This is a genomic window from Pedobacter sp. 01N310, assembly GCF_056399805.1.
Genome location: NZ_JBFTSB010000005.1, coordinates 336,313 through 357,647 on the forward strand (window position 1 = coordinate 336,313; position 21,335 = coordinate 357,647).

Annotated in this window: 17 protein-coding genes and 1 riboswitch; of the genes, 4 read left to right on the top strand and 13 right to left on the bottom strand. The window is 40.6% G+C overall.

What is annotated here, in order from left to right; genetic code table 11:
- Nucleotides 1-126: 126 nt before the first annotated feature.
- From AC1DNH_RS13280 to AC1DNH_RS13290, 3 genes are all read right to left on the bottom strand, one after another.
- On the bottom strand, nucleotides 127-792 hold the full coding sequence (locus AC1DNH_RS13280; protein ID WP_477580022.1) for a response regulator: 666 nt from the start codon (nucleotides 790-792) through the stop codon (nucleotides 127-129).
- Nucleotides 793-802: 10 nt separating this feature from the next.
- Complete coding sequence (locus AC1DNH_RS13285) at nucleotides 803-2,467, bottom strand: tetratricopeptide repeat-containing sensor histidine kinase (protein ID WP_477580024.1); 1,665 nt, start codon at nucleotides 2,465-2,467, stop codon at nucleotides 803-805.
- A 207-nt stretch (nucleotides 2,468-2,674) separates the two neighbouring features.
- Nucleotides 2,675-2,869: a hypothetical protein gene (locus AC1DNH_RS13290; protein ID WP_477580026.1), complete on the bottom strand. Its 195-nt coding sequence runs from the start codon at nucleotides 2,867-2,869 to the stop codon at nucleotides 2,675-2,677.
- Nucleotides 2,870-3,248: 379 nt separating this feature from the next.
- Between AC1DNH_RS13290 and AC1DNH_RS13295 the strand changes: the two genes are divergently transcribed.
- Nucleotides 3,249-4,265: a hypothetical protein gene (locus tag AC1DNH_RS13295; RefSeq protein WP_477580028.1), complete on the top strand. Its 1,017-nt coding sequence runs from the start codon at nucleotides 3,249-3,251 to the stop codon at nucleotides 4,263-4,265.
- A gap of 91 nt (nucleotides 4,266-4,356) precedes the next feature.
- Here the strand turns inward: AC1DNH_RS13295 and AC1DNH_RS13300 are convergent, their stop codons facing one another.
- From AC1DNH_RS13300 to AC1DNH_RS13310, 3 genes are all read right to left on the bottom strand, one after another.
- Nucleotides 4,357-4,908 (bottom strand): hypothetical protein, encoded by a 552-nt coding sequence (locus AC1DNH_RS13300; RefSeq protein WP_477580030.1) that lies wholly within the window; start codon nucleotides 4,906-4,908, stop codon nucleotides 4,357-4,359.
- Between the two features lie 474 nt (nucleotides 4,909-5,382).
- Nucleotides 5,383-6,711, bottom strand: a complete 1,329-nt coding sequence (locus AC1DNH_RS13305) for an SWIM zinc finger family protein (RefSeq protein ID WP_477580032.1) — start codon at nucleotides 6,709-6,711, stop codon at nucleotides 5,383-5,385.
- Nucleotide 6,712: 1 nt separating this feature from the next.
- Nucleotides 6,713-9,805, bottom strand: a complete 3,093-nt coding sequence (locus AC1DNH_RS13310; RefSeq protein ID WP_477625430.1) for a DUF6493 family protein — start codon at nucleotides 9,803-9,805, stop codon at nucleotides 6,713-6,715.
- A 594-nt stretch (nucleotides 9,806-10,399) separates the two neighbouring features.
- On the opposite strand from AC1DNH_RS13310, the gene AC1DNH_RS13315 reads away from it, so the two are divergent.
- Both AC1DNH_RS13315 and AC1DNH_RS13320 read left to right on the top strand, forming a co-directional pair.
- Complete coding sequence (locus tag AC1DNH_RS13315) at nucleotides 10,400-10,756, top strand: hypothetical protein (protein WP_477611256.1); 357 nt, start codon at nucleotides 10,400-10,402, stop codon at nucleotides 10,754-10,756.
- Nucleotides 10,753-11,775, top strand: a complete 1,023-nt coding sequence (locus AC1DNH_RS13320; RefSeq protein WP_477582417.1) for a hypothetical protein — start codon at nucleotides 10,753-10,755, stop codon at nucleotides 11,773-11,775. The genes AC1DNH_RS13315 and AC1DNH_RS13320 overlap by 4 nt, the downstream gene beginning before the upstream one ends.
- 523 nt (nucleotides 11,776-12,298) lie before the next feature.
- Here the strand turns inward: AC1DNH_RS13320 and moeB are convergent.
- The 7 genes from moeB to thiS all read right to left on the bottom strand — a co-directional run bounded on the left by moeB (nucleotide 12,299) and on the right by thiS (nucleotide 18,709).
- The gene (gene moeB / locus AC1DNH_RS13325; protein ID WP_477582419.1) at nucleotides 12,299-13,336 is read right to left on the bottom strand and encodes a molybdopterin-synthase adenylyltransferase MoeB; all 1,038 of its coding nucleotides are present in this window, start codon (nucleotides 13,334-13,336) and stop codon (nucleotides 12,299-12,301) included.
- Nucleotides 13,330-14,454, bottom strand: coding sequence for a 2-iminoacetate synthase ThiH (thiH, locus tag AC1DNH_RS13330; RefSeq protein ID WP_477582421.1), 1,125 nt, complete (start codon nucleotides 14,452-14,454; stop codon nucleotides 13,330-13,332). Before thiH ends, moeB begins: the two co-directional genes overlap by 7 nt.
- A complete protein-coding gene (locus AC1DNH_RS13335) occupies nucleotides 14,441-15,211 on the bottom strand; it encodes a thiazole synthase (RefSeq protein WP_477582422.1) in 771 nt (256 codons plus the stop codon). Before AC1DNH_RS13335 ends, thiH begins: the two co-directional genes overlap by 14 nt.
- A gap of 11 nt (nucleotides 15,212-15,222) precedes the next feature.
- Nucleotides 15,223-15,858, bottom strand: coding sequence for a thiamine phosphate synthase (locus tag AC1DNH_RS13340; RefSeq protein ID WP_477582424.1), 636 nt, complete (start codon nucleotides 15,856-15,858; stop codon nucleotides 15,223-15,225).
- A gap of 10 nt (nucleotides 15,859-15,868) precedes the next feature.
- Nucleotides 15,869-16,474 carry a thiamine phosphate synthase gene (locus AC1DNH_RS13345; protein WP_477582426.1) on the bottom strand — a complete coding sequence of 202 codons (606 nt, stop codon included), beginning with the start codon at nucleotides 16,472-16,474 and terminating at the stop codon, nucleotides 15,869-15,871.
- Nucleotides 16,475-16,480: 6 nt separating this feature from the next.
- Nucleotides 16,481-18,364: a phosphomethylpyrimidine synthase ThiC gene (gene thiC / locus AC1DNH_RS13350; RefSeq protein ID WP_477608499.1), complete on the bottom strand. Its 1,884-nt coding sequence runs from the start codon at nucleotides 18,362-18,364 to the stop codon at nucleotides 16,481-16,483.
- Nucleotides 18,365-18,505: 141 nt separating this feature from the next.
- The gene (gene thiS / locus AC1DNH_RS13355) at nucleotides 18,506-18,709 is read right to left on the bottom strand and encodes a sulfur carrier protein ThiS (protein ID WP_029277981.1); all 204 of its coding nucleotides are present in this window, start codon (nucleotides 18,707-18,709) and stop codon (nucleotides 18,506-18,508) included.
- Nucleotides 18,710-18,773: 64 nt separating this feature from the next.
- Nucleotides 18,774-18,862: riboswitch (TPP riboswitch) on the bottom strand.
- 872 nt (nucleotides 18,863-19,734) lie between these two features.
- Between thiS and abc-f the strand changes: the two genes are divergently transcribed.
- The gene (abc-f, locus tag AC1DNH_RS13360; RefSeq protein WP_477584199.1) at nucleotides 19,735-21,321 is read left to right on the top strand and encodes a ribosomal protection-like ABC-F family protein; all 1,587 of its coding nucleotides are present in this window, start codon (nucleotides 19,735-19,737) and stop codon (nucleotides 21,319-21,321) included.
- The last annotated feature ends 14 nt before the right edge of the window (nucleotides 21,322-21,335 follow it).

A 21,335-nucleotide genomic window follows, 5' to 3' on the forward strand; every position in this document is an offset into this window, starting at 1 on the left:
AGCAACGTAGGGAAAACCGTTTAAAGATTCTGAAACAAGTTCAGAATGACGAATTTGTGAAGGATCATCAAACGAGTGACTAAGCGAGACCAATCGTTAAGAGTATGGACTAAAGACTAACCTAAGCTAAATCACCTTATTTGCAATGCAATAAGCAATTAGCTGACCATTATTTGAAATATTGAGCGCGGTTTTAATATAATTTATGCGTTTTTCGATGCTGCTCAAGCCAGATGGCTCCATCTTTTTTTGTTTCAAAATGCCCGACATTTCTTTTTGGGTTTTTCCATCTAAAATGAGCGAAACGATTGTTTTATCATAGTGCGTAAAATTGTGCAGGTATTCTTCTTTTTGCCTCAGGTTGGGCGAATGGTATTTCTTGTTTTTATAAATGCTTTCTAAAGCCAGTTTAAGATCTTTGGCATCATGGCGGGCTTTAGGTACATAAGCATCGATATTTAATTCTTTAAATAGTGTATTGGCAATTAAGGCCCTGTTTTCTATCGAAAATACCAGCACTTTTAAATCGGGCTGTATTTCTTTTAAAGCTTTGATCAATTCTCTGCCTCCTGCTATTTTTTGTTTCGGATAGTCTTCATCAAAAGAAAGGTCGGTAATGATCAGTTCATAAGGATCGCCATCGCGTAGTGCTTTTTGTACCCGTGTAAATGCATCATCACAATAAAATACATAATCTTTATCGGCTATGGTAATGCCAAGATCTATAAGGGCGCTACGGAGCGATTTACTAACAATTTCATGATCTTCGGCGATGAGTACGTTTTTGAACATATTTATATTTTTATAAGGTTGGAAATGAAAATTTAACACGAAGCCCTCCATCGGGCTTGGTATCAAAAGTAATATGGCCAGAAATACTTTCTATACGGGTTTCCGTATTTCTTAATCCATTTTTAGGTGTTAAAACCTCCATTCCCTTTCCATTATCTACATATAAAACAGTTATACGGTCATTTTCACGTTTAAAATTTAAGGTAACGGTATCTGCCACACTATGCTTTTTCATATTGGTCATCAGTTCCTGCAAAATGCAAAACACTTCAGCTTTAGTGTCATCATTAATAGCTTCCCAAAGTTTTTCGCCGCCACCTTCAATCGTTATGTTAGTTTCCGCCGAGGCATAAGCGTATAACATTTTCGACAGTTCAATCGAAAAACTTTCTTCATTGTGGACATCTTTATTGTCGTAAGAAAGATCTCTCGATATTTTATAGATCACATCAAGTTTGTCGGCCAGGTCGTTCTTATCTATTTCGGGTGTGTTCTCTACCTCCGACATTACCTGGTATACCCTATTGGCCACACGGTCGTGAATTTTTTTTACATATTTGAGTTCCGTTTTTTTAACTTCTATTTCTTTTTCCTGTTGCAGGCTTTTTTTCCGTTTCTGGTATAAAAAATAGCCCAATAGCAAACACAGGATTAAAGTGCCAATCCCTATATTTCTGAGCAGTATATCTTTTTGTTTTTCAATATTCTCAGCTTTGGCCTTCAGAAAATCGGCTTTGTTTTTTTCCGTTTCGTAGCGGATAAGAGCAAATTGATTTTTGGCTGCATTACGGGCATTCTGTATACTATCATCAAGTTGTTGATAGATTTCAAAGTATTGCTTAGTCTTTATAGAAGAACTTAATTTAATAAGTTTTTGAAGTGCTTCGAGTTTATCGGTGGCACTATTTAATTTTTGTGCAATTTCATATCTTATCAGTGCATAGTTCAATGCAGAATCTGGCCATTTTGAGGTATAGTAATCAGAAAGATGTGCATAGCTTGAATTTTGCCCCCATAGATCATTTTCTCTTTTTCGAATCTGTAACGATTTCAAGAAATCGGGAACAGGATTATATCTAGGATTTTGAAGCCATTTTGTTTTTGCAATATTGGTTAATAAGCGAGCATATTCTACTTTATTTTTTGAAGCCTTTACTAAGATCTGATCATATATTTTTAGTGCTGAATGATAATCCTTTATTTCTTGGTACACTTTTGCCTCGTTATTTAAATACATACGGGTATCTAGGGGATCATCAGAAAACTTTATGGCTGAATGATATAATTTTAATGAATTATTATAATCTTTTAAATTGTATGTGGCAATACCTAAATTGTTATAATTAGATCCTAAATAGTAGTGATGCTTTGGATTATTTTCATTCAGATATTTATTGGCTTGAAGTGAGGTTTCCTGACCGCTAAAGTAATCACCTTCGTTCGTTAGTATTATTGCCATATTAATTAAGCTACTGGCAACGCTCAAGCTATCTCTATTCTGGAGTCCGAATTCTTTTGCCTGATAAAATAGAATAAAGGCACTATCTGGCTTTCCACTATCTCGATACTTTTTTGCTATATCGTAGTATGGATTATTAAATTTCTTTCCTATAGTTTCTTTTTCTTTGCAAGAAAATAGGAAGAACAGAAGGATAAATGAGAAAAGCAGTTTCAAGAGGCTATTTTTTATCCGAAAATACAAAAAATAAGAAGGTTTTATTCATTCAATTTTTTGTTCTCAGGTAGATTCTGTAACGGCAATAATATTTTTTCAAATCATTGTGATATAGATCATAAAGCTAGGTTGGAAGGGTGTGGGATTTTTAAAAGGTTAGTACAAAAAAAGGAAGATGGCCATAAGCCATCTTCCTTGTAAAAGATGTTACCTTGGAGGGTTTTGCCCTGTATCACCTCCAGTGCCATCGTCACCTGGGTCCGTATCTCCTGGGTCACCTGGATCACCAGGATCCGTATCAGTAGTATTTACAGTTGTTGTTCCGCCACAAGATGCAGAATGGTTTGTATTTGATGGAGTAGCTAATCCCAATAGGATAGCAATAAATAATGGTAAAAACATGATTCAAAAATTTTAGAAATGATTAACTCAGTAGTTCCCCGCGACCATTCGCGGGGTTTGCTACGATTTGTAAATCAGAAGGCCTTCTGAAATTTTTGGGAAGTGTTGAGTGTCTGTCGCGGGAGCCAATAACTGCTTCCCAAACCGGCTATTAACTACCGCGATTTCTACTCGTTTTTAACAGTTGATTCTTTGCTTGGATTATTGTTTGAATCGTTGCTTGAATTAAATGTTAGGACAAATATCTTAGCTTTAAATCGCTAGTTTTCAGATAATTCCGAAGATTCTAAATAATTCTTTTTAAATTCCATAGAATTCCGGAAAACCGTAAGGGTTCCAAAAATTCCATTTCTATTTTTACGCTTAAATTTTTTGAAAAATGCCTGAAGATTATCAAGACTTAGTATTGGCTACCTATAAAAAGATGAGAGATGGTGGGGAGCTTTATACAATTTTACCTAAAGAAACCACTACAAGATTAAGAACAGCTTGTTTAAAGGTTTATGATAGTAGATATATTCCAAAGGAAGCTGATATACTTCCAAACGATGCTGATATACTATCAGTGTTTTTTGAAGTAGATAAGATGAAGTGCGATGATTATCGGAAGGTTATCAATGATTCAGAGCCAGATGATTTTAAGGCTTTATGCAACCACATTAAAGGAGAGACAGGGAAAACTAGCGAAGAGAATACAGACCTTTTAGCCTGGTTAATAGATTTCCAACCTAGACCAAGTGGTATTTATTATTCGACCTTAGTAAGAGGAAAGGATAATGGACGGGGAGCTGGTGAACGTAAAACCAAGCCGAATAATCTCCTAACACAACAATTATTTCTTACACGTTATATTGTCGTTTCATGTATTTTCTTAATTTTTATCGGCAGTATTGCTTTTACGATTTGGGAAAATTGGTCTACAACGATTAGGATGCCTAATCCTGATGAAAAATACATGTATTGGGATGGCGACCATTATGAACCAGTAAAAGAAGGCGAACAAAAGGCTGGTGTTCCTACAATCAAATTAAACCTTCAAGCACTGAAACGGCAACGCAGAATTAATTTACATGATACGATGACCAATTATTCGGTAGGGAAAGTTTGGCATATTAAGATTGGAAATAATCCTGAGTTTTATACTGATAGTGGAATACATCCTGTAGATACAGCAAGGCGATTAAGGCCTATGAGTTCATATGTGCATACCAAATATAATTCTTATCCAAGATATATATTAACGCATTTAGTCTGGTTTATCTGCGCCGCCTTTTTGATAAGCATCTGTGGCTTTGGGGTAAGTAGAATTAAGAGAAAAGTGAGCGACGAAAAGAATGGACATACAACTAATGATAGTTTGCTCCATTTATCTAAAACGAAATTAGCCCAACAATAAGTTTAACCTATTATTGGGCTATGAAATGTATTTAACGGCTATTCATGGTGTAACCCAAATGCATCACACCTGGATTAAACCATTACCTGTTTTATTGGCCCCAGTTTACCTGGATGTTGTTTTTTTGGGCGTAGGCTTTACCTTTTTCCATTAAGGCATTAAAATTTTGCTCAAAGCGGGCGCCATATTTCTGGTCGATGCTGTTAATAATTTCATCTTTGGCACTTTGGCTGCCTTTACTGTCGCACAGTTTGGCATAAGCCAGGTATTCGTTTTTATAAACGGGGATGACCAGTTCGTACAATTGCTGCGAAAGGGCTTTAATTTCTTTTTCTTCATCGCCCGAGGTGGAGAGCTTTTTTACCTTTTCGAGCGATTGCTCGAGGTATAAAATTTTGTTGTTGAGGCTGGTGGTGGCTTCGTTGCCTTTCTTTTTACTGGATGGGATATCGGGATATTCTTTGGTTTCGTCGTTGAGGTGGCGGGCCAGATCAGGGCTGGCAAAATCGTTGATCATATTGGTGTTTAAGATCGTAATGTCGAAGAAATGTTCCGGGGTTTCGGAGCATGCGGAGAAAAAAAGTGTAATGAGGATTAAAATAGCGAATCTTGATTTTTGGGATAGTGCTTGTAATTTGTTCATGAGCTAAAATGGGTTTTCCTTATGAAATTTAAGCTTCGGTAGAAGCAAAGATTGAGCCGTTTTTGAGTTTTTACCTTATAAGAAATATAAGATCATTTAAGTGCCTGGTCGATTGATCAGTCCAGAGTTGGAAGTCTGGAGTTGGTTTACAAAAGATAGTTTTACCATTAAGAGGTTAGGAACATTAAGATAACCGCCTAGCTTGGTGTTCTCCGTGCCTAGACTCTGCGAAATTGCGGTTAAAAGATCAGGGTATTTCACCATTAAGGAGTTAAGATTGAGACCAGCGCTACGCCGGAAGCATCTCTATGTTCTCCGTGCTTTTTCTCTGCGGTCTCGGTGGTAAAAAATGCAAAGAGTCCGAAAGTCGGAGGACCAGGGGCGAAGTTAATAGCGCAAAAATAACCGCCTGCTTTGTATTCTTTGCGCGCTCTTCTCCACGAAATTGCGGTTAAAAGAGCTAAAATCAGCTATCTATCCGGCAACCATTTTTACTGCCAAAATGTGCTTACAAATACCTCTTTTACCCTGGTAGGTAGTAAACCATTCGCAGGTACAGCGGTAACCCTGTTTATTGATAACAACCTTGTGTAATACACCAGTGCCTTTAACTTCAGCCTCGATATAACTGTTTTCTTTTTTAAGGATCTGAACCTGCTGCTCATCAATCAGTTTTTTTGCATTTTTTAACCGGGGGTTTAAAGTTAATATGCGTTCCGTTTTAAAAGGAAGCTGCCGATAAAAATGGCTTCTGCCCATTAAATCGTAACCGAGTAAGCCGATTGATGATAAGCTTGAGGTGAGCTGGTCCATTGTACCAAAATCGATATCGTGCTCGATGGAAAGTAAGGTAGGGTCGAAATTTTCGTTTGCTTTGAGTAAACTGTTCAGTCCGTATACCCATTCAACCGGTAAATTTTCCGTCATCTGTTCAAGTGCCTTTCCTTCACCTGAAAATCCGCGGTATGCATCGGGAGAGAAAGCCATAAGCAATTGCATTTTACCAAATTCATATACAAAGGCCACGGTCTGTTTATCGGCAGATTCGTAAATGTAAACCTTATCGGCAATAGCTAAAATACCATCTAATAAGCGGAGCCTGTGTAAGCCCCCTATACGCACGGCATCAGCGGTTGCCAGTGTCGAAAACATAAATTTGCCTGCCCTTTTCGAAATAAAGAAATCGCCTTTAACTGTTCCTTTTGGCAGGTTTTGAAAAAGTTGTATGGTTTGTATTTTATTCAGTTCAAATTTTAGGTCCATATCAGCAAGATAAAGCTGTACACTGGTTAAGCCCTTAATCCAACGGGTGGGTAAGGTTACCTTTTTTTCTGTCACTTTAGTTTTGCTGGTAATTACCTGTACTTCTTGCTGGCCCACCGCCAGGGTTACTTTTTCGTTTTTCTGGATGCTGTTCAGGGCATTTAACATGGGATCGTTAAAATCGACATTGGTAGTGCCGCTTGCAATAAATTCACCATCTATAGATTCGGGTTTCATGTCCAGTCTAACATATACGCCGTTGCATGAAGAAAAACCTTCAAACCTGATGCGTTCAGTACCGGCAGTAACAATGGGATCTCGTAAACTTGGAGGGATTGGACCAAAGCTTGATCTAACTACTTTAGCAATGGTGCTCCAGCATTTAGCGGTAACATAAGGATCGGTTAAGCTTCCCCAAAAAAAGCAGGGGATATTGTTTACGGCCTCTATTTCGGTTTGGTGGGCTAAAACTAAACTATTAATTCCTTTAGTTTTGGTAAAGGCAGAAACGCCACTGTAGTGATATTGTAGGTCGGTCATGTTAAGCTGTAATAATTTGTTTAATTAAACCCTTAAGGGAAGCATTGTCTTTCCATCTTTCGAAAAATGCAATAGCCTCTGGCATAGGTTGTTTATTGGTTTTGTAAAGCATATCTATATAATGCTCAACCAGTTTTTTAAAGTTTACAGGAAGCTTTTCTGCAATAACCAGGTGTTTTAACAAGTTTTCAAGCAGTTGTAGAAATGCAGAATTGTGCAAGGCAGAAACATCTTTTAATGCCCCAATACTTTCTACCAGACGTAAAAATGCCCCATATTTATTTGAGGCTAAATAAGCAAGCTTTGTGGCCAAAAGATCCAGATCGATAATCCGTTTTTCGACCAGGTTGATCAATACTTCTGAAGCCATTAAACGGACTTCTTTTTTATCCATAAAAAACATACAGGCAAAAACCAACATCGAGACATCTGAAAAACGGAATCCTGTACTGTTGATTACATGAAGGAAACCTTTAAGTTCTGACGCACCCCCGCTGGCATGCAAGCATGATGAACGCAGTATAAACCAACTCAGGGCATCATTATGCTGCGGCATCAGGCTGTTCCAGTAATAAACATTGCCTTCGCTGTTCATCATATACTCCCAACTGTTTTTTCGGCCATATAAATCTAAAGCTGGCAAGAAAGAACCATGTACTGTAGTAAATGGGGGTAAATCGAAGCTTAGCTCGTACCACGATGCTGATCTTTCTATTTTCTTGGTCTGATAATTCGTATACTCGTTCCACTTTTCTTTAATCCTTATTTCGGGCTTAAACGGAGAAACAGCCATTGGATAATCTTTGAGGTAAGTATTGTTAAATACGGCAAAGGTTTCATCGGGATAGTACATTCTGGCGGCCATTGCCCACACGCTTTTTAAGCCGGCCTCTGTTGAACCTCCCATTTTCGTCAACAGTTTATTAAATATACTATCGCTTTTAATCGTAATATCTTTTGTAGTGCCCAAACAAAAGGCCATGAGTTGTTTAAGCTCGCCGTTAAGCTTTTCTAAAAGTGGAACCGCTTCTTCTACCTGTTCGCGTGGCATGCGGCTAATGGCAATAGTTAAATCGAGTGCATTGATTTCTTCTTCATTTTCATGATAGGTAATTAATCTTTCTAAAAGTATTTTTGGAGCCACCCAATATGGATAGTGTGTAGGGAAAGAAAGCATGGGTAGGCGGATGTTGCCAGCCATTCTTTTTTGCACGATATCTAAATAAGGCCTGATGAGCAGGAGCGTTTTGATTTTATGATAGGTATTTTGTGTTATGGTAAACACAAAACCGATATTTTTTATTTTTTCGCGCAGAAATGTGGCGATATAAGTTTTATGAACACTTTCAAAATATTTCTTTTCAACCTGTTGTCCGTAAGGGGCTAATTGTTTGGCATAATCAGCAGGGAATAAATGTTGTTGGGTGATGTAGGTATTTAGTAGTATCTCGGCATCGGCTATTTCTTCTGAAGCAATAAATTTGCCGAATAAATATACCACATCATTCCAATCCTTCGGCAATACAATGGGCTCATTTAGCACCTTTTCCTGTTTATGTTTAAAATGATAGCTTTCTAAAGCGTCATCAGCAACAAGAAAATCTTCGGCCGCGAGCAAACTGCTTAAGCCCGCGCGGACATTTCCCAACATCAGTGCCGAATAACCTGATAATTTTTCGTGTAATGCAATATCTTTTGGTGCTGCTATTTTTAAGAGCAGTTTACTTGCCCTTTCTTGCAGGTTAAGATCGGGCACCACATAAGTATCAGCAATCAGAGAAGTGATCCTTTTGTTTAATTTGGGTTGTGATTTATTCAGTTTCTCCAGAACAGGCAGAATGTTCTTAATGGCCGTTTTGTTATCGTTGCTCATCATCAAAGGTTCAAGCCAATCGAGAAAAGAGTTGGTGTTAAACTTTTTCTCTTCATAAATCTGTTTGATCAACGCTACCGATGCATTTACAACTGGTGCAAAAGCATATTGCAAACAAGCAAAAAGGTATTCCTGATAAAGCACAAGCTCTGCAGCAGTAGGATTTAAATCGCTTAATCTTTTTCGATAAAAAGATTTAAGGTTGTTGTTCCAATCTTTGGTTTGGATTAAAATGGCCTGTTCTATAAACTGTTGCCGATCTAGTTTCCCATCCTGCAATAGGGCGTTGTAGATAATCTCCCATATAGAAAATTCGTTATATGCCTGGGTATCGTTATCTCTGAAGTAATTGTTCTGTATCCCGGTTTCGTAGTAGTATAAATTGGGTACATCGCGTGTATAGGCCAACTCATCGTTCAGTATATATTTGATAAAATCTCTTGTCTTTATTTTAGACGACCACTCCCTAAAGCGGCCTAAACACAACGTATACAGTTCGGGCAATGGTTTAATTAAAGCATGACTTTCGAGGAAACGCAAGGTTTGGTAACTAAAATTCCGCCACTCGCTTTTTTTCACTTTATCGAGAATAAAATCGTTAATCCAATCGGGTTGCGCCCATTGCAAAATGGCTAAAATTTGAGGGTCTTTCGCTTTTTCCAATATGTCGAAAGCTTCATCCCAGGCCATAATATCTGTTTTGCTCAGTAGGCCGATGGCGGTAAGTGTAATAATATCTCTTAATTTCTCATCCCCTCTTGTACCCCACCTATGGCTTGCAGACTTAAACCCTGGTTCATTGCTAAGGTCAATATAAGTCATCCAGTGCCGTTTTTTAGCTTTAATATGCCTTTTAAGTACTTCTATATTTCCTTTGGCGTTTTGTTGCAGAAATGGTAATAATGCTGCCAGATTTCTCTCCATCAAAATGGCGTCGTAAGCATTTAATATTTCGGTTACATCTTTACCTCCACTTTTTTTAGGTGTGGATAGCACCTGGCTGATAATTACTTCACCCGTTTCGGAATAACCTTTCTTTGTTTTTTCGCTCAGCAGTTTTTCTGCGGTTTTTAAACATTGGTCAGCATCGTCAAAAGTTTTAGTCTGCGAAATACCGCTGGTTCCATTTCGGCCATAAGTAACGGTGTAGCTATTGTTGAGTACTTCAATCTGCCAGAACTTATCCGAACTGCCATCAATGTATTTAAGGTGTTTTTTCATGCTGAGCGCACTTTTAGCATTAGAGATTCCGTGAATTTATGAATAGCTAAACTATTCAATTTTTTCTAAAAAGAGAAGGTTAGTCGTAATGTATTGAGCTTTAAGATTAGCTTCGCTGAGCACTGCGTGGTTCTCGCCTGCGCGGGAATGACGGACGATTTTTCCGTTTTGTCATCATAAGTGAGCTGTACTAGGCATAGTTGAAAGTGAAGGATCTTTTTAATTGAAACATATAAGATTATATAATCTCGATTATGCCCAACGCTGCGGTCTTTGCGCCTTCTCTCTGTGCGCTTTGCGGTTAAAAAATATGGAAAATGTATGATGGATTGTGGAAACAGTCAGGCGTTTGGCGGGGAGCGATTAGCGCTGATTAAAAAATGCTGAAGCTTATATGGTCAAATAATATGGAATGGGGTGCTCGGTTTGGTCTACAATTAACAGAATAAACCATTGCCGAATGAACCAACAATAATATTCCCAGCAAGAGGCATTGATAGTGAGCTACTTAATATGTAGATTTAGTTTTATTTTTTAGCCTGCTTTAGCTTACGCCAATATTCTTGTTATTGTGTTAAACCCAAAAAAACCATTATGAAAGAATCAGAATTAACGGAAAAGAAAAGACGTTTCATTAAGCGCACTTATTTTGGTGTATCAGATAATCCGCTTGATGATGTAAATCCATTTGATGCCTGGGATGAATTTTTAGCGGCTAAGGTAAAGGATATGAATTGGGGGATAGATCCTGATGCCATTAAAAGATCAAAAATCAGGTTTGCCTATAATTTTAACCAGATTTTAGCCCATTATAATGTTTCGCTGGCGCTTGAAGATATCCTGGTCGACCTGGATAAAGATACGCAGACCAACGAAGCGATGATAAACACCTGGGCTGATAAGGCTGTTTTTCCAAGTGATAAGCTTAGCGCTAAAGCGATAGGAAAATGAAAAGGGCGCTATTATTGATCTCCTGCCTGGGTTTTGGAAGCCTGGCAGTTGCACAAACAACTGGTGCGGATACCACGGCAAAAAAAAGTATGGTAGAAGCGTCGGGTTCGTTTAAAGTGTTCGATAAATACGGGCTAAAGCTTGACCTTAAATTTATCGATCCGGAAAAAGGATCATTCGGGATCGATTATCAGTTTCAACTGGATAAAAAACTATTGGGCAAGGATCCGGCTAAAATTAATAAACTTAACCTATCATTAGGCAGTAGGGGTTTTGTAACCGTTGCTGAGGATAAAAACAAAAACAGCAGCCTGATTTCAGAAATTAAATTGGAGGGGCAGCCCCTGTTTCACGTAAAAGGCAAAGACCTTGGGCCGCGTAGCACGATAGATCCACTGGCAGATGATGACCCAGAACTACCTCCTGGAAAAGACCCTCTTGTTCAACAAATACGTGATCAGGCCGCACAGGTAGCTTCGCCCTTGTGGCTATCGTTTAACCTGCATGCGAAACATGAAACCACCCAGGATTTCAGGAATTACGATTTCGCATTTGGCCCGCAGCTTGCTGTTTCCACTTCTTACCTGAGTTCGATCCTCGATTTTCCTTTTGGTTTGTTAAGGGCGGCAAAAAACAACAATCCCAGGCAGTTGGATTTATCTGTCGGTTATGATTACGTAACCGGCGCGAATAAAACCAGCCTTGCCCCTTTGCTTGAAGACTCGAAATTTATGAACAGGTTAAACCTTAAAGCTGAATGGGAAACGGGTATACTTTCTGGAAATGAGCGGATCGCCTTTTTATTCGATTCGTATTACGACCTCGACCGTAATTTATTGTTGAAAAACGCAGGTAAAGACTGGAATTACTTTTACATGATCAGGATAGAAAAGCTGCTTAAAATTAATTTAGGTCCGGGCACTAAAACCAAGATTGCGATCAAGTATACTGCAGGCGAGCTTCCACCAAATTTCGATAAAGGTTTTGTTCTTGGCGGAGGTTTCTCTATCGATTTTTAGTGAAATTCCTTAAAAGCGACGCGCCAAATGATGAGCCAGTTCCGCCTGCTTTGCGCCTTTGTGGTTAAATGACGGGCGCTTTTTTCAGTTTTGTCATTTTGAGAGTTAATTTATTTCATAAAAATCAATATGAATGACATGGTTTTTTAGATATGATAAACGACGAGCTTTCTATTGGAGCCTGGCAATGGTAGTGTAATAGAAGAGACTTATATATTAAAAAACTTTACCCCCAGCTCTGCTGGCCTCTGTGCCTTTCTTTGTGCCCTCTGTGGTTAAAAATTTTAGTTCTAGTTTAAAGATCTCTCCGCTCCGCGTTGCTTTGGTCGAGATGACGACTTTTCTATTGGAGCCTGGCAATGGTAGCGTCCTAGAAGAGACTTATATATTAAAAAACTTTATCCCCAGCTCTGCTGGCCTCTGTGCCTTTCTTTGTGCCCTCTGTGGTTAAAAATTAGTTCTAGTTTAAAGATCTCTCCGCTCCGCGTTGCTTTCGTCGAGATGACGACTTTTCTCAACTGAACTACATCCCCTCCTTCAAACTATATACTTCTCCTTCATAAACCCCCGCCAATAACTGCACTGCCATTTTGCTTCTTTGCCCGGTTTGGCAATAACACACTACTTTTTTGTTTTTTGGGATAGCTGCAAGCGACTCCCTGAGTTCGTACAGTGAAAGGTTGATGCCTCCAATATTGCCGTCTTCATGTTCGTAGCTTTCGCGTACATCAATTAAAAAAACTTCATCAGCATTGGTTTCCAGCCAGCGATCTAATGTTGTGCTATCGATTTCTGGTAGCGCTTTATCGGGTTTGGCAGGCGCTGGTTTTGCGGTATCGGTTGGTTTTTTTGAGGCAATTTTAAATACCAGCAGGGCATTGTTCAATGCATTAACAGTCATCAGTTTGCCTGCAAGTATTTCGCCAAAGCCGCAGATTAATTTTAGGGCCTCATTGGCCATATACAGGCCTATTAGGCCAGGTAAAATGCCGATTACCCCGCCCTCTACACAGTTAATATTTTCAGTTGGTGGTGCTGTATAGAGGTCTCTATAGTTTGCACCGCCCTGGTGGTTAAATACCGCAACCTGGCCTTCAAACTGTAAAATAGAACCGAAAATAAGTGTTTTGCCTAAAGCCACACAGGTATCGTTCACCAGGTAGCGGGTGGTAAAATTATCCGAGCAATCGACTACCAGATCATAATCCTCGCAAATATTTACCGCATTATCGGCCCTAAAACGTTCGTGATAGGCGCTGAAGCCCACATGCGGATTAAGCAATTGGAGTTTTGCTGCGGCAATTTTTGCTTTAGGTTGCCCAATATCGGTATGGTTATATAAAATTTGCCGGTGCAGGTTGCTCAATTCTACCACATCATCATCTACAATGCCGATTGTTCCTATGCCTGCTGCGGCCAAATACTGCAATACCGGGCAACCCAAACCACCTGCGCCGATAACCAATACTTTGGCGGCTTTTAGCTTTTCCTGTCCGGCGGGGCCCAGTTCGGGCAGGATCATCTGCCGGTTGTAACGGTTCAGTTCTTCTTTTATTAACATGATTTTTGGATCAAACTCATATCCCAATCTTTCCAAATGGGCTCATAACCCTGTTTTCTGATCATGGCTGCAATTTCCTGCGCCGAGCGCTCGTCAGATATTTCGAACTGCTCTAAAGATTGCGGTTCTACCTGGTAACCACCTGGATTGGTTTTAGAACCGGCACTAATAGCGGTAATACCCAACTTAATCACCTGGTTTCTGAAAGCTACGGTTTCGCGGGTAGAAATAGACAGCTCTACTTCACTGTTGAATAAGCGGTAAGCACAGATCAGTTGCACCAATTCCTTATCGTTCATCACTACTTTAGGTTCTAAACCGCCGCTAAAGGGGCGCAGCCTGGGGAAAGAAATGCTGAATTTACTTTGCCAATATTGTTTTTCGAGGTAAGAGAGGTGCAGGGCCGTAAAAAATGAATCTGTACGCCAGTCTTCCAGTCCGATTAATACGCCAAGCCCCATTTTATGGATCCCGGCCTGCCCCAAACGGTCAGGCGTTTCTAAGCGGTACAGAAAGTTTGATTTTTTGCCTTTTGGATGGTGTTTCCGGTAATCATCCTGGTGGTAGGTTTCCTGGTAAACCAGTACGGTATTTAACCCGTGCGGAATAAGGGTTTCGTAGTCGGCTACATCCAAAGGCTGCACCTCCATGGATATATGGGCAAAATGTGGGCTGATGAGGTCTAATACTTTTTTAAAGTAATCGGTGTGCACACTCTGGTTGGCTTCGCCGGTAACGAGTAAAACATGGTCGTAACCCATTCCTTTAATTACCGCAACTTCCTGCATAATTTCCATTGGGTTGAGCGTTCTGCGCCTTACTTTATTGTCATAACTGAAACCACAATAGGTACAGATATTATTGCACTCGTTGGAAAGGTAAAGCGGGATATACATCTGGATTACCCGGCCGAAACGGTCTAAAGTTAATCGCTGGCTAAGCTGCGCCATATCTTCGAGATAAGGCAGCGCTGCGGGAGAAATAAGTGCTTTAAAATCTTCCAGATCGCGCTGAGTATTGCGCAATGCCCGTTCTACATCTGCAGCTGTTTTATCGTAAATACTGGCTTTAGTATCGTCCCAATTGTGGGATTCGAATACCTCGTTAAAGCTCTTCATCTAAAAATGCGGTTAGTGGACTGCTTGCTGCAGCATAGTGTGTTTGAGCACCTAGTTTAGACTCGAAAGCCATTCTGCCAGCTTCTACAGCCATTTTAAAGGCAATAGCCATATTGGTTGGATCTTTGGCTATGGCAATGGCGGTGTTCACCAGAACGGCATCAGCACCAATTTCCATGGCTTTGGCTGCATCAGATGGCGCACCTATCCCGGCATCAATAATTACCGGGACCCTGCTCTGGCTGATGATAATCTCTAAAAAATCGATCGTTCTTAATCCCTTGTTACTGCCAATTGGGGAGCCCAGCGGCATTACTGCTGCCGTGCCCACATCTTCCAAACGTTTACATAAAACCGGGTCGGCATGGATATAAGGCAAAACCACAAAACCGAGTTTAACCAGCTCTTCAGTGGCTTTTAAGGTTTCGATCGGATCTGGCATGAGGTATTTCGGATCTGGATGGATTTCCAGTTTGATCCAGTTGGTTTCTAAGGCTTCGCGTGCCAGCTGAGCGGCAAAAACGGCTTCTTTTGCATTGCGCACACCAGAGGTATTGGGCAATAAATTGATGTGCGGATATTTAAGGTGATGAAGGATATCGTCGTCCTTGCCTTTTAAATCTACACGTTTGAGCGCTACGGTAACCAGTTCGGAGGCCGAGGCAATTAAGGCACTTTCCATCTCTTTGGCAGAACTGAATTTTCCGGTACCGGTAAAGAGACGAGAGCTAAAGGTTTGATCTGCTATGGTTAACATATCTGTAATTTTTAAATCGAATGAATACTGAACTTGCTGTTGATTTCTTCAATAACCGCAGCCGTTTGTGTTTGGTTGGTGAGCGCTGCCGAGATGGCGATTCCGTAAATCCCAGTTTCGAGTATAGCAGGAATATCAGCTGCTTCAATGCCACCTATGGCAATAATGGGGGTGTTAATTCCAGCTTTTCGTACTTTTTCCATTAGTTTGTGGTAGCCCGCTAAGCCCACAACCGGGCTCAGGTTTTCTTTGGTCCGGGTAAACCTAAAGGGCCCAAGGCCAATATACTCGGCACCCTCTGCTACCCTTTGCAAAATGTGCTCGAAGGTATTCGCTGTACCGCCGATAATCTGGTGTTTGCCGATAATTTTTCTGGCTTCGGAAATGGGCATATCCTGCAGGCCCAGGTGTACGCCATAACTATTTACGGCTTTTGCCAGGTGCGGAAAATCGTTTACGATAAGTTTGGCACCATACTTTTCGCATAACGCCTGCGCGGCTTTTGCAAAAGGCAGGATTTCGGCTTCGGCCTGGTTTTTAATGCGCAGCTGGATCCACTTTCCGCCAGCTTGGAGCACCTGCTCAATGGCATCTAAATGGGTACCTGTTCGGGGTGCTTGCGAAATATATTGTAATGGGTAAATCATAGCGATGTTTTTAAAACGGTTGATGGTAAGCAAGGCAATGTTGCTGTGCTTTTTTAAAATTGATTAAAGCTTGAGCGGGATCGTTCCAGATGCAGCCCAATAGCGCAATACCATCGAAATTCATTTCTTTTACCTGATCGATCTGGTTGAAGCCAATACCACCCAAAGCGATTAATTTTGTATTGCTGTTAGGCTTGTTTAAATGAAAACCTGGAGGAATAACCCCCATGTAACCTGGCTTGGAAAGGCTGTTGAATACCGGGCCATAAAAACTGTACTGGTATGGCCTAATGCGATCTATAGCTGATAACTGATGAATAGATGTGCTCCATATATGCTTTTGTGGCGGCGGGGTATTAGGCGTAATATTTTTTCTAAAGCTTTCAGTATGGTGGATTCTATTAATGTTATAATCGTTTGCCAGCGCATGGAAATAGTGTAAAGCAATGCGGGGATGGTATTCCGGTAAAATCCCTTCCACAATTTTACGGTAACCGGCCTCATCGGCATTTTCCTTGCGCAAATGGAAAATCTGTAAACCGGCTTCGAAAAGCTGGTTTACAAGATGACATTCTTCTTTAAAAATAGTAGGCTTGGCAATTACAATCAATTCCATAGCGGTTTAAGAATAAATTTCGCTTCCTTTTTGGGTAAACTCTTTCGATTTTTCCTGCATGCCCTGTGCTAAAGCCGCCTCTGCTTCCACACCTTGTTTTGCGGCATATTCCCTCACATCCTGCGTAATTTTCATCGAGCAGAAATTCGGGCCGCACATGGAACAGAAATGTGCAATCTTGGCACCCTCTGCAGGTAAGGTTTCATCGTGGAATTCTTTTGCGGTATCTGGATCGAGTGAGAGGTTAAACTGATCTTCCCACCTAAATTCGAACCTGGCCTTGCTTAAAGCATTGTCACGGTATTGCGCACCTGGATGGCCTTTGGCCAAATCGGCTGCATGTGCGGCAATTTTATAGGTAATTACACCGTCTTTAACATCTTTTTTGTTTGGCAGGCCCAAGTGTTCTTTAGGGGTTACATAACAGAGCATCGCTGTGCCAAACCAGCCGATCATGGCAGCGCCAATGGCTGAGGTAATGTGGTCGTAACCTGGCGCAATATCGATAGTTAAAGGGCCTAAAGTGTAAAATGGCGCTTCACCACAATGGTCGAGCTGTTTTTCCATATTGGCTTTAATCAGGTGCATGGGTACATGCCCAGGACCTTCTATAATCGTTTGTACATCGTGTTTCCAGGCTATTTTAGTGAGTTCGCCAAGCGTTTCGAGCTCCGAAAACTGTGCAGCATCATTTGCATCGGCAATACAGCCAGGCCTTAAACCATCACCTAACGAAAAGGCCACATCATACGCTTTCATAATTTCGCAGATCTCCTCAAAATGGGTGTACAGAAAGTTTTCTTTGTGATGGGCTAGGCACCATTTGGCCATAATGGATCCGCCACGCGAAACAATACCTGTAATCCTTTTAGCGGTTAAAGGCACATAACGGAGCAGTACACCGGCATGGATGGTAAAATAATCTACGCCCTGTTCGGCCTGCTCAATTAAAGTATCGTGGAAGATTTCCCAGGTGAGGTCTTCGGCTTTTCCGTTTACTTTTTCTAGAGCCTGATAAATAGGAACGGTACCAATGGGCACAGGCGAATTGCGGATAATCCATTCGCGGGTTTCGTGGATATTTTTCCCTGTTGATAAATCCATAATGGTATCGGCCCCCCAACGGCAGGCCCAAACGGCTTTTTCTACTTCTTCTTCGATGGTAGAGGTTACGGCCGAGTTACCGATATTGGCGTTAATTTTTACCAGAAAGTTTCGGCCAATAATCATGGGCTCGAGTTCGGGGTGATTGATATTGCAGGGAATTACCGCCCTGCCAGCTGCTACCTCTGCCCTTACAAATTCGGGTGTGATGTAGCCTTTTGGTGTATTTGCGCCAAAGTTATTGCCTTGGTGCTGGTGGTTCATTACATCGTGCTGATCGCCCAATTGCGCATTTAACAGTTCGATCTGTTGGTTTTCCCTAATGGCGATATATTCCATTTCGGCCGTAATGATGCCTTTTTTTGCATAATGCATTTGAGATACATTGGCACCGACTTGCGCTTTGTAGGGTTTGTTAGTGAAATTAAAGCGTAAGGCATCAAGCTTCTCGTCGGCCAGGCGCTGTTGTCCGTAAGCAGAAGATAGTTCAGCAAGTTCTACCACATCAAGTCTTTCTTTAATCCATTGTTCCCTTAGGCGCGGTAAGCCTTTTTTTACATCAATAACAACATTAGGATCGGTATATGGTCCGCTGGTATCGTAAACCGTAACAGGCGGATTAGGCTCGGTTAATCCAAATCCATTATGGATTTTGGTTTCCGATAAACTGATTTCGCGCATGGCCACCTGGATATCATGGATTTTTCCAGGTACGAAGATTTTGCGTGAGGCCGGAAAAGGACTGCGGCTGATCACCTCTTGGTTCGGTGTTTTTTCTTGTTTCATATCAGTAGAATCAATTATTGAGTGATTGAATGAGTGATTGAATGAGGGATTGAGAGTTATTGAGTGAGAGAATGATTGAATGACAGAAAGGAGTGAATTGGCTATGCTTTACATTCAATCATTCAAAATTTATTCATTCTATTATCCTCCCTGCGTGGCTTTTATGAGTATAACCTGATCGGCTGGATTTAATACATGGGTTGCCCAGTCTGATTTGGGAATAATGGTTTGGTTTACGGCAATGGCAAGGCCGTTTGTTTCGGTTGAAATGACAACAGCAAGCATCTGTTCAATGGAACAGGCTTCGTTGAGCAGATAGTTTTGATTGTTTATAGTTACTTCCATATTTTAAAAAATTGGAAAAACTATAGAGATTGCCCCAAAATGGAGATCGAAAAGACAGCAATGTAAGATTGCTTTCACTTTTCCCTTCGGCAGTACTAACTGCATCAGGTTCAAAGGGTATTTCTCAGCACGTAGGCACCCCTAAAGTTTTTTGTAAATATATGCGATTAAATTTCTAATGCAAATTTAAATTTATATAGATAAAATCTATAAAGAGCTAACGATAATATAGAGATAGGGGGTGGAAGAGTACAAAATTGTCATCCTGAGCGTAACGAAGGATCTTTACTAATTAGGTGTAACATCGGAAAAAGATCCTTCAATGCTTTCAGGATGACAATTGGAACGATTAAAACAAAATTTTCACCACTCAATCTTCGATCCCAGACTCCCGACTTCGGACTAAACTCCCTCATCCATCTTTTCTTTTTTTTTAACCGCAGAGGGCACAAAGAGAAGGCGCAAAGGCCGCAGAGCTAGGCGTAAAGTTCTTTGCCGTTTAAGGAATGTAAGAAAATATAAGATCCTTGAGCTTATATGAACCTTCTATGTCTTATATGGTTCAATAAAAATATTGGTGAATGACACGTTGTTCGACTCATGACTTCAGACATAACCCTCCCCCATCATCCATCATCCATATTTTTTAACCGCAAAGGAACAGAGTGAAGGCGTAAAGGTTGCAGAGCTGGGCGTAAAGTTTTTTACCATTTAAAGGATTTAAGAAAATATAAAGCTATTGAGCTTGTATGATCTTCTATGTCTTTGGTTAATTAAAAAGATCCTTCACTTTTAACTCTGCGCAGTACAAGCTCGCTTCGCGCCTCAAACTACCGACTTCAGACTAAAGACTATGGACTAATTAACTAATCCACACCACCCGCCTTTCGCAAAATGCAAAAATTCCTTACCTTTGCAGCATCACCAAAACACCCCATACATGTAAGATTCATTTCTTTTCAGAAAATAGATAACCAGCAGAGCGGATCCGTTCCTGCAATTATTTACAATAAAAAAAGAAATTTATGCTTATTCTACAAGGGGCTAACTACATCCATCCTAATGGAGATTTACTGTTTTCAGACTTAAATCTTACCATTAACAAATACGAAAAAATTGCACTCATTGGTCATAATGGGGCAGGGAAATCGACACTTTTAAAAATTTTGTCGGGTAAACTCAGGCCAACTGCCGGATATGTTAAAACGGAATCGGTGCCTTATTATGTGCCACAGCTTTTTGGTCAGTTTAATGATTTTACCGTTGCGCAGGCACTCAGGATTGAAGATAAACTAAAAGCATTGAACGAAATCCTCAACGGAGAAGTAACCGACGAAAATTTGACTATACTCAACGATAACTGGACCATTGAGGAACGTTGCGCGGAAGCTTTGAGTTATTGGCTATTGGAGGGTTTAGACTTAAACCAAAAAATGGAAAGTTTAAGCGGGGGACAAAAAACCAGCGTATTTTTGGCTGGCATCGCGATACACCGTCCGGATATTGTTTTGATGGATGAACCGACCAATCATTTGGATCAGGAAGGCAGAAACAGGTTGTACGATTATATCCGATTGACCAGGAAAACTTTGGTGGTGGTGAGTCACGACCGTACTTTATTGAACCAGATTGAGAAAGTTTGCGAGCTAAGTAAGCGGGGAATAACCATTTATGGCGGAAATTACGATTTCTATGCTGCGCAAAAGAAAATTGAAAATACTGCTTTGAACAATGATTTAAAAGCAAAGGAAAAAGCGTTGCGCAAAGCTAAAGAAGTGGAGCGGGAATCGATCGAGCGGCAGCAGAAGCTTGATGCCAAAGGGAAGAAAAAACAGGAAAAAGCTGGATTGCCGACCATTTCGATGAATACGTTAAAAAATAATGCAGAAAAAAGTACAGCAAAATTAAAGGCCGTGCATACCGAAAAGCTCGATCATATTTCTGCTGAATTAAGCCTGCTCAGGTCTGTGCTGCCTGATGCAGACAAAATGAAGATCGGTTTCAACCAAGCCAGGCTGCACAAAGGGAAAAGTATTGTTGAGGCTAAGGAGGTCAATTTTGCTTTTCACGATCAACTACTTTGGAAGGAGCCGCTTAGTTTTCAGATTTTTAGTGCTGAGCGTTACGTGATAAGGGGCCGGAACGGATCGGGCAAAACCACCTTGATCAAGCTTATTTTGGGGCAGCTCCAGCCCTTGGTGGGAAGTTTAAACAAAGCAGACATTAGCTCCATGTATATTGACCAGGATTATTCGTTGATCGATAATCAACTTACAGTTGACGAACAGACCCAGCAATATAACTCTGGTGCATTGCAGGAGCATGAAGTAAAAATCCGTTTAAACCGGTTTTTGTTTGGCAAAACCGATTGGAACAAACCTTGTTCGGCCTTAAGTGGCGGCGAGAAAATGCGGTTGATCCTTTGTTCGTTAACCATCAGCAACCAATCGCCCGACCTGATTATATTGGATGAGCCTACCAATAACCTCGATATCCAGAATGTAGAAATTTTAACAGCGGCCATTAACGAATACCAGGGAACGCTTTTAGTCATATCGCATGATGAATATTTTCTTAACCAAATTTATGTGGAACATAGCATTGATCTTTAAAATAAATATATAGC

Excerpts from the sequence above, each read along its gene's own strand:
- AC1DNH_RS13280 (WP_477580022.1), bottom strand. The coding sequence starts at position 792 with ATGTTCAAAAACGTACTCATCGCCGAAGATCATGAAATTGTTAGTAAA.
- AC1DNH_RS13290 (WP_477580026.1), bottom strand. The coding sequence starts at position 2,869 with ATGTTTTTACCATTATTTATTGCTATCCTATTGGGATTAGCTACTCCA.
- AC1DNH_RS13295 (WP_477580028.1), top strand. The coding sequence starts at position 3,249 with ATGCCTGAAGATTATCAAGACTTAGTATTGGCTACCTATAAAAAGATG.
- AC1DNH_RS13300 (WP_477580030.1), bottom strand. The coding sequence starts at position 4,908 with ATGAACAAATTACAAGCACTATCCCAAAAATCAAGATTCGCTATTTTA.
- AC1DNH_RS13305 (WP_477580032.1), bottom strand. The coding sequence starts at position 6,711 with ATGACCGACCTACAATATCACTACAGTGGCGTTTCTGCCTTTACCAAA.
- AC1DNH_RS13310 (WP_477625430.1), bottom strand. The coding sequence starts at position 9,805 with ATGAAAAAACACCTTAAATACATTGATGGCAGTTCGGATAAGTTCTGG.
- AC1DNH_RS13315 (WP_477611256.1), top strand. The coding sequence starts at position 10,400 with ATGAAAGAATCAGAATTAACGGAAAAGAAAAGACGTTTCATTAAGCGC.
- AC1DNH_RS13320 (WP_477582417.1), top strand. The coding sequence starts at position 10,753 with ATGAAAAGGGCGCTATTATTGATCTCCTGCCTGGGTTTTGGAAGCCTG.
- moeB (WP_477582419.1), bottom strand. The coding sequence starts at position 13,336 with ATGTTAATAAAAGAAGAACTGAACCGTTACAACCGGCAGATGATCCTG.
- thiH (WP_477582421.1), bottom strand. The coding sequence starts at position 14,454 with ATGAAGAGCTTTAACGAGGTATTCGAATCCCACAATTGGGACGATACT.
- AC1DNH_RS13335 (WP_477582422.1), bottom strand. The coding sequence starts at position 15,211 with ATGTTAACCATAGCAGATCAAACCTTTAGCTCTCGTCTCTTTACCGGT.
- AC1DNH_RS13340 (WP_477582424.1), bottom strand. The coding sequence starts at position 15,858 with ATGATTTACCCATTACAATATATTTCGCAAGCACCCCGAACAGGTACC.
- AC1DNH_RS13345 (WP_477582426.1), bottom strand. The coding sequence starts at position 16,474 with ATGGAATTGATTGTAATTGCCAAGCCTACTATTTTTAAAGAAGAATGT.
- thiC (WP_477608499.1), bottom strand. The coding sequence starts at position 18,364 with ATGAAACAAGAAAAAACACCGAACCAAGAGGTGATCAGCCGCAGTCCT.
- thiS (WP_029277981.1), bottom strand. The coding sequence starts at position 18,709 with ATGGAAGTAACTATAAACAATCAAAACTATCTGCTCAACGAAGCCTGT.
- abc-f (WP_477584199.1), top strand. The coding sequence starts at position 19,735 with ATGCTTATTCTACAAGGGGCTAACTACATCCATCCTAATGGAGATTTA.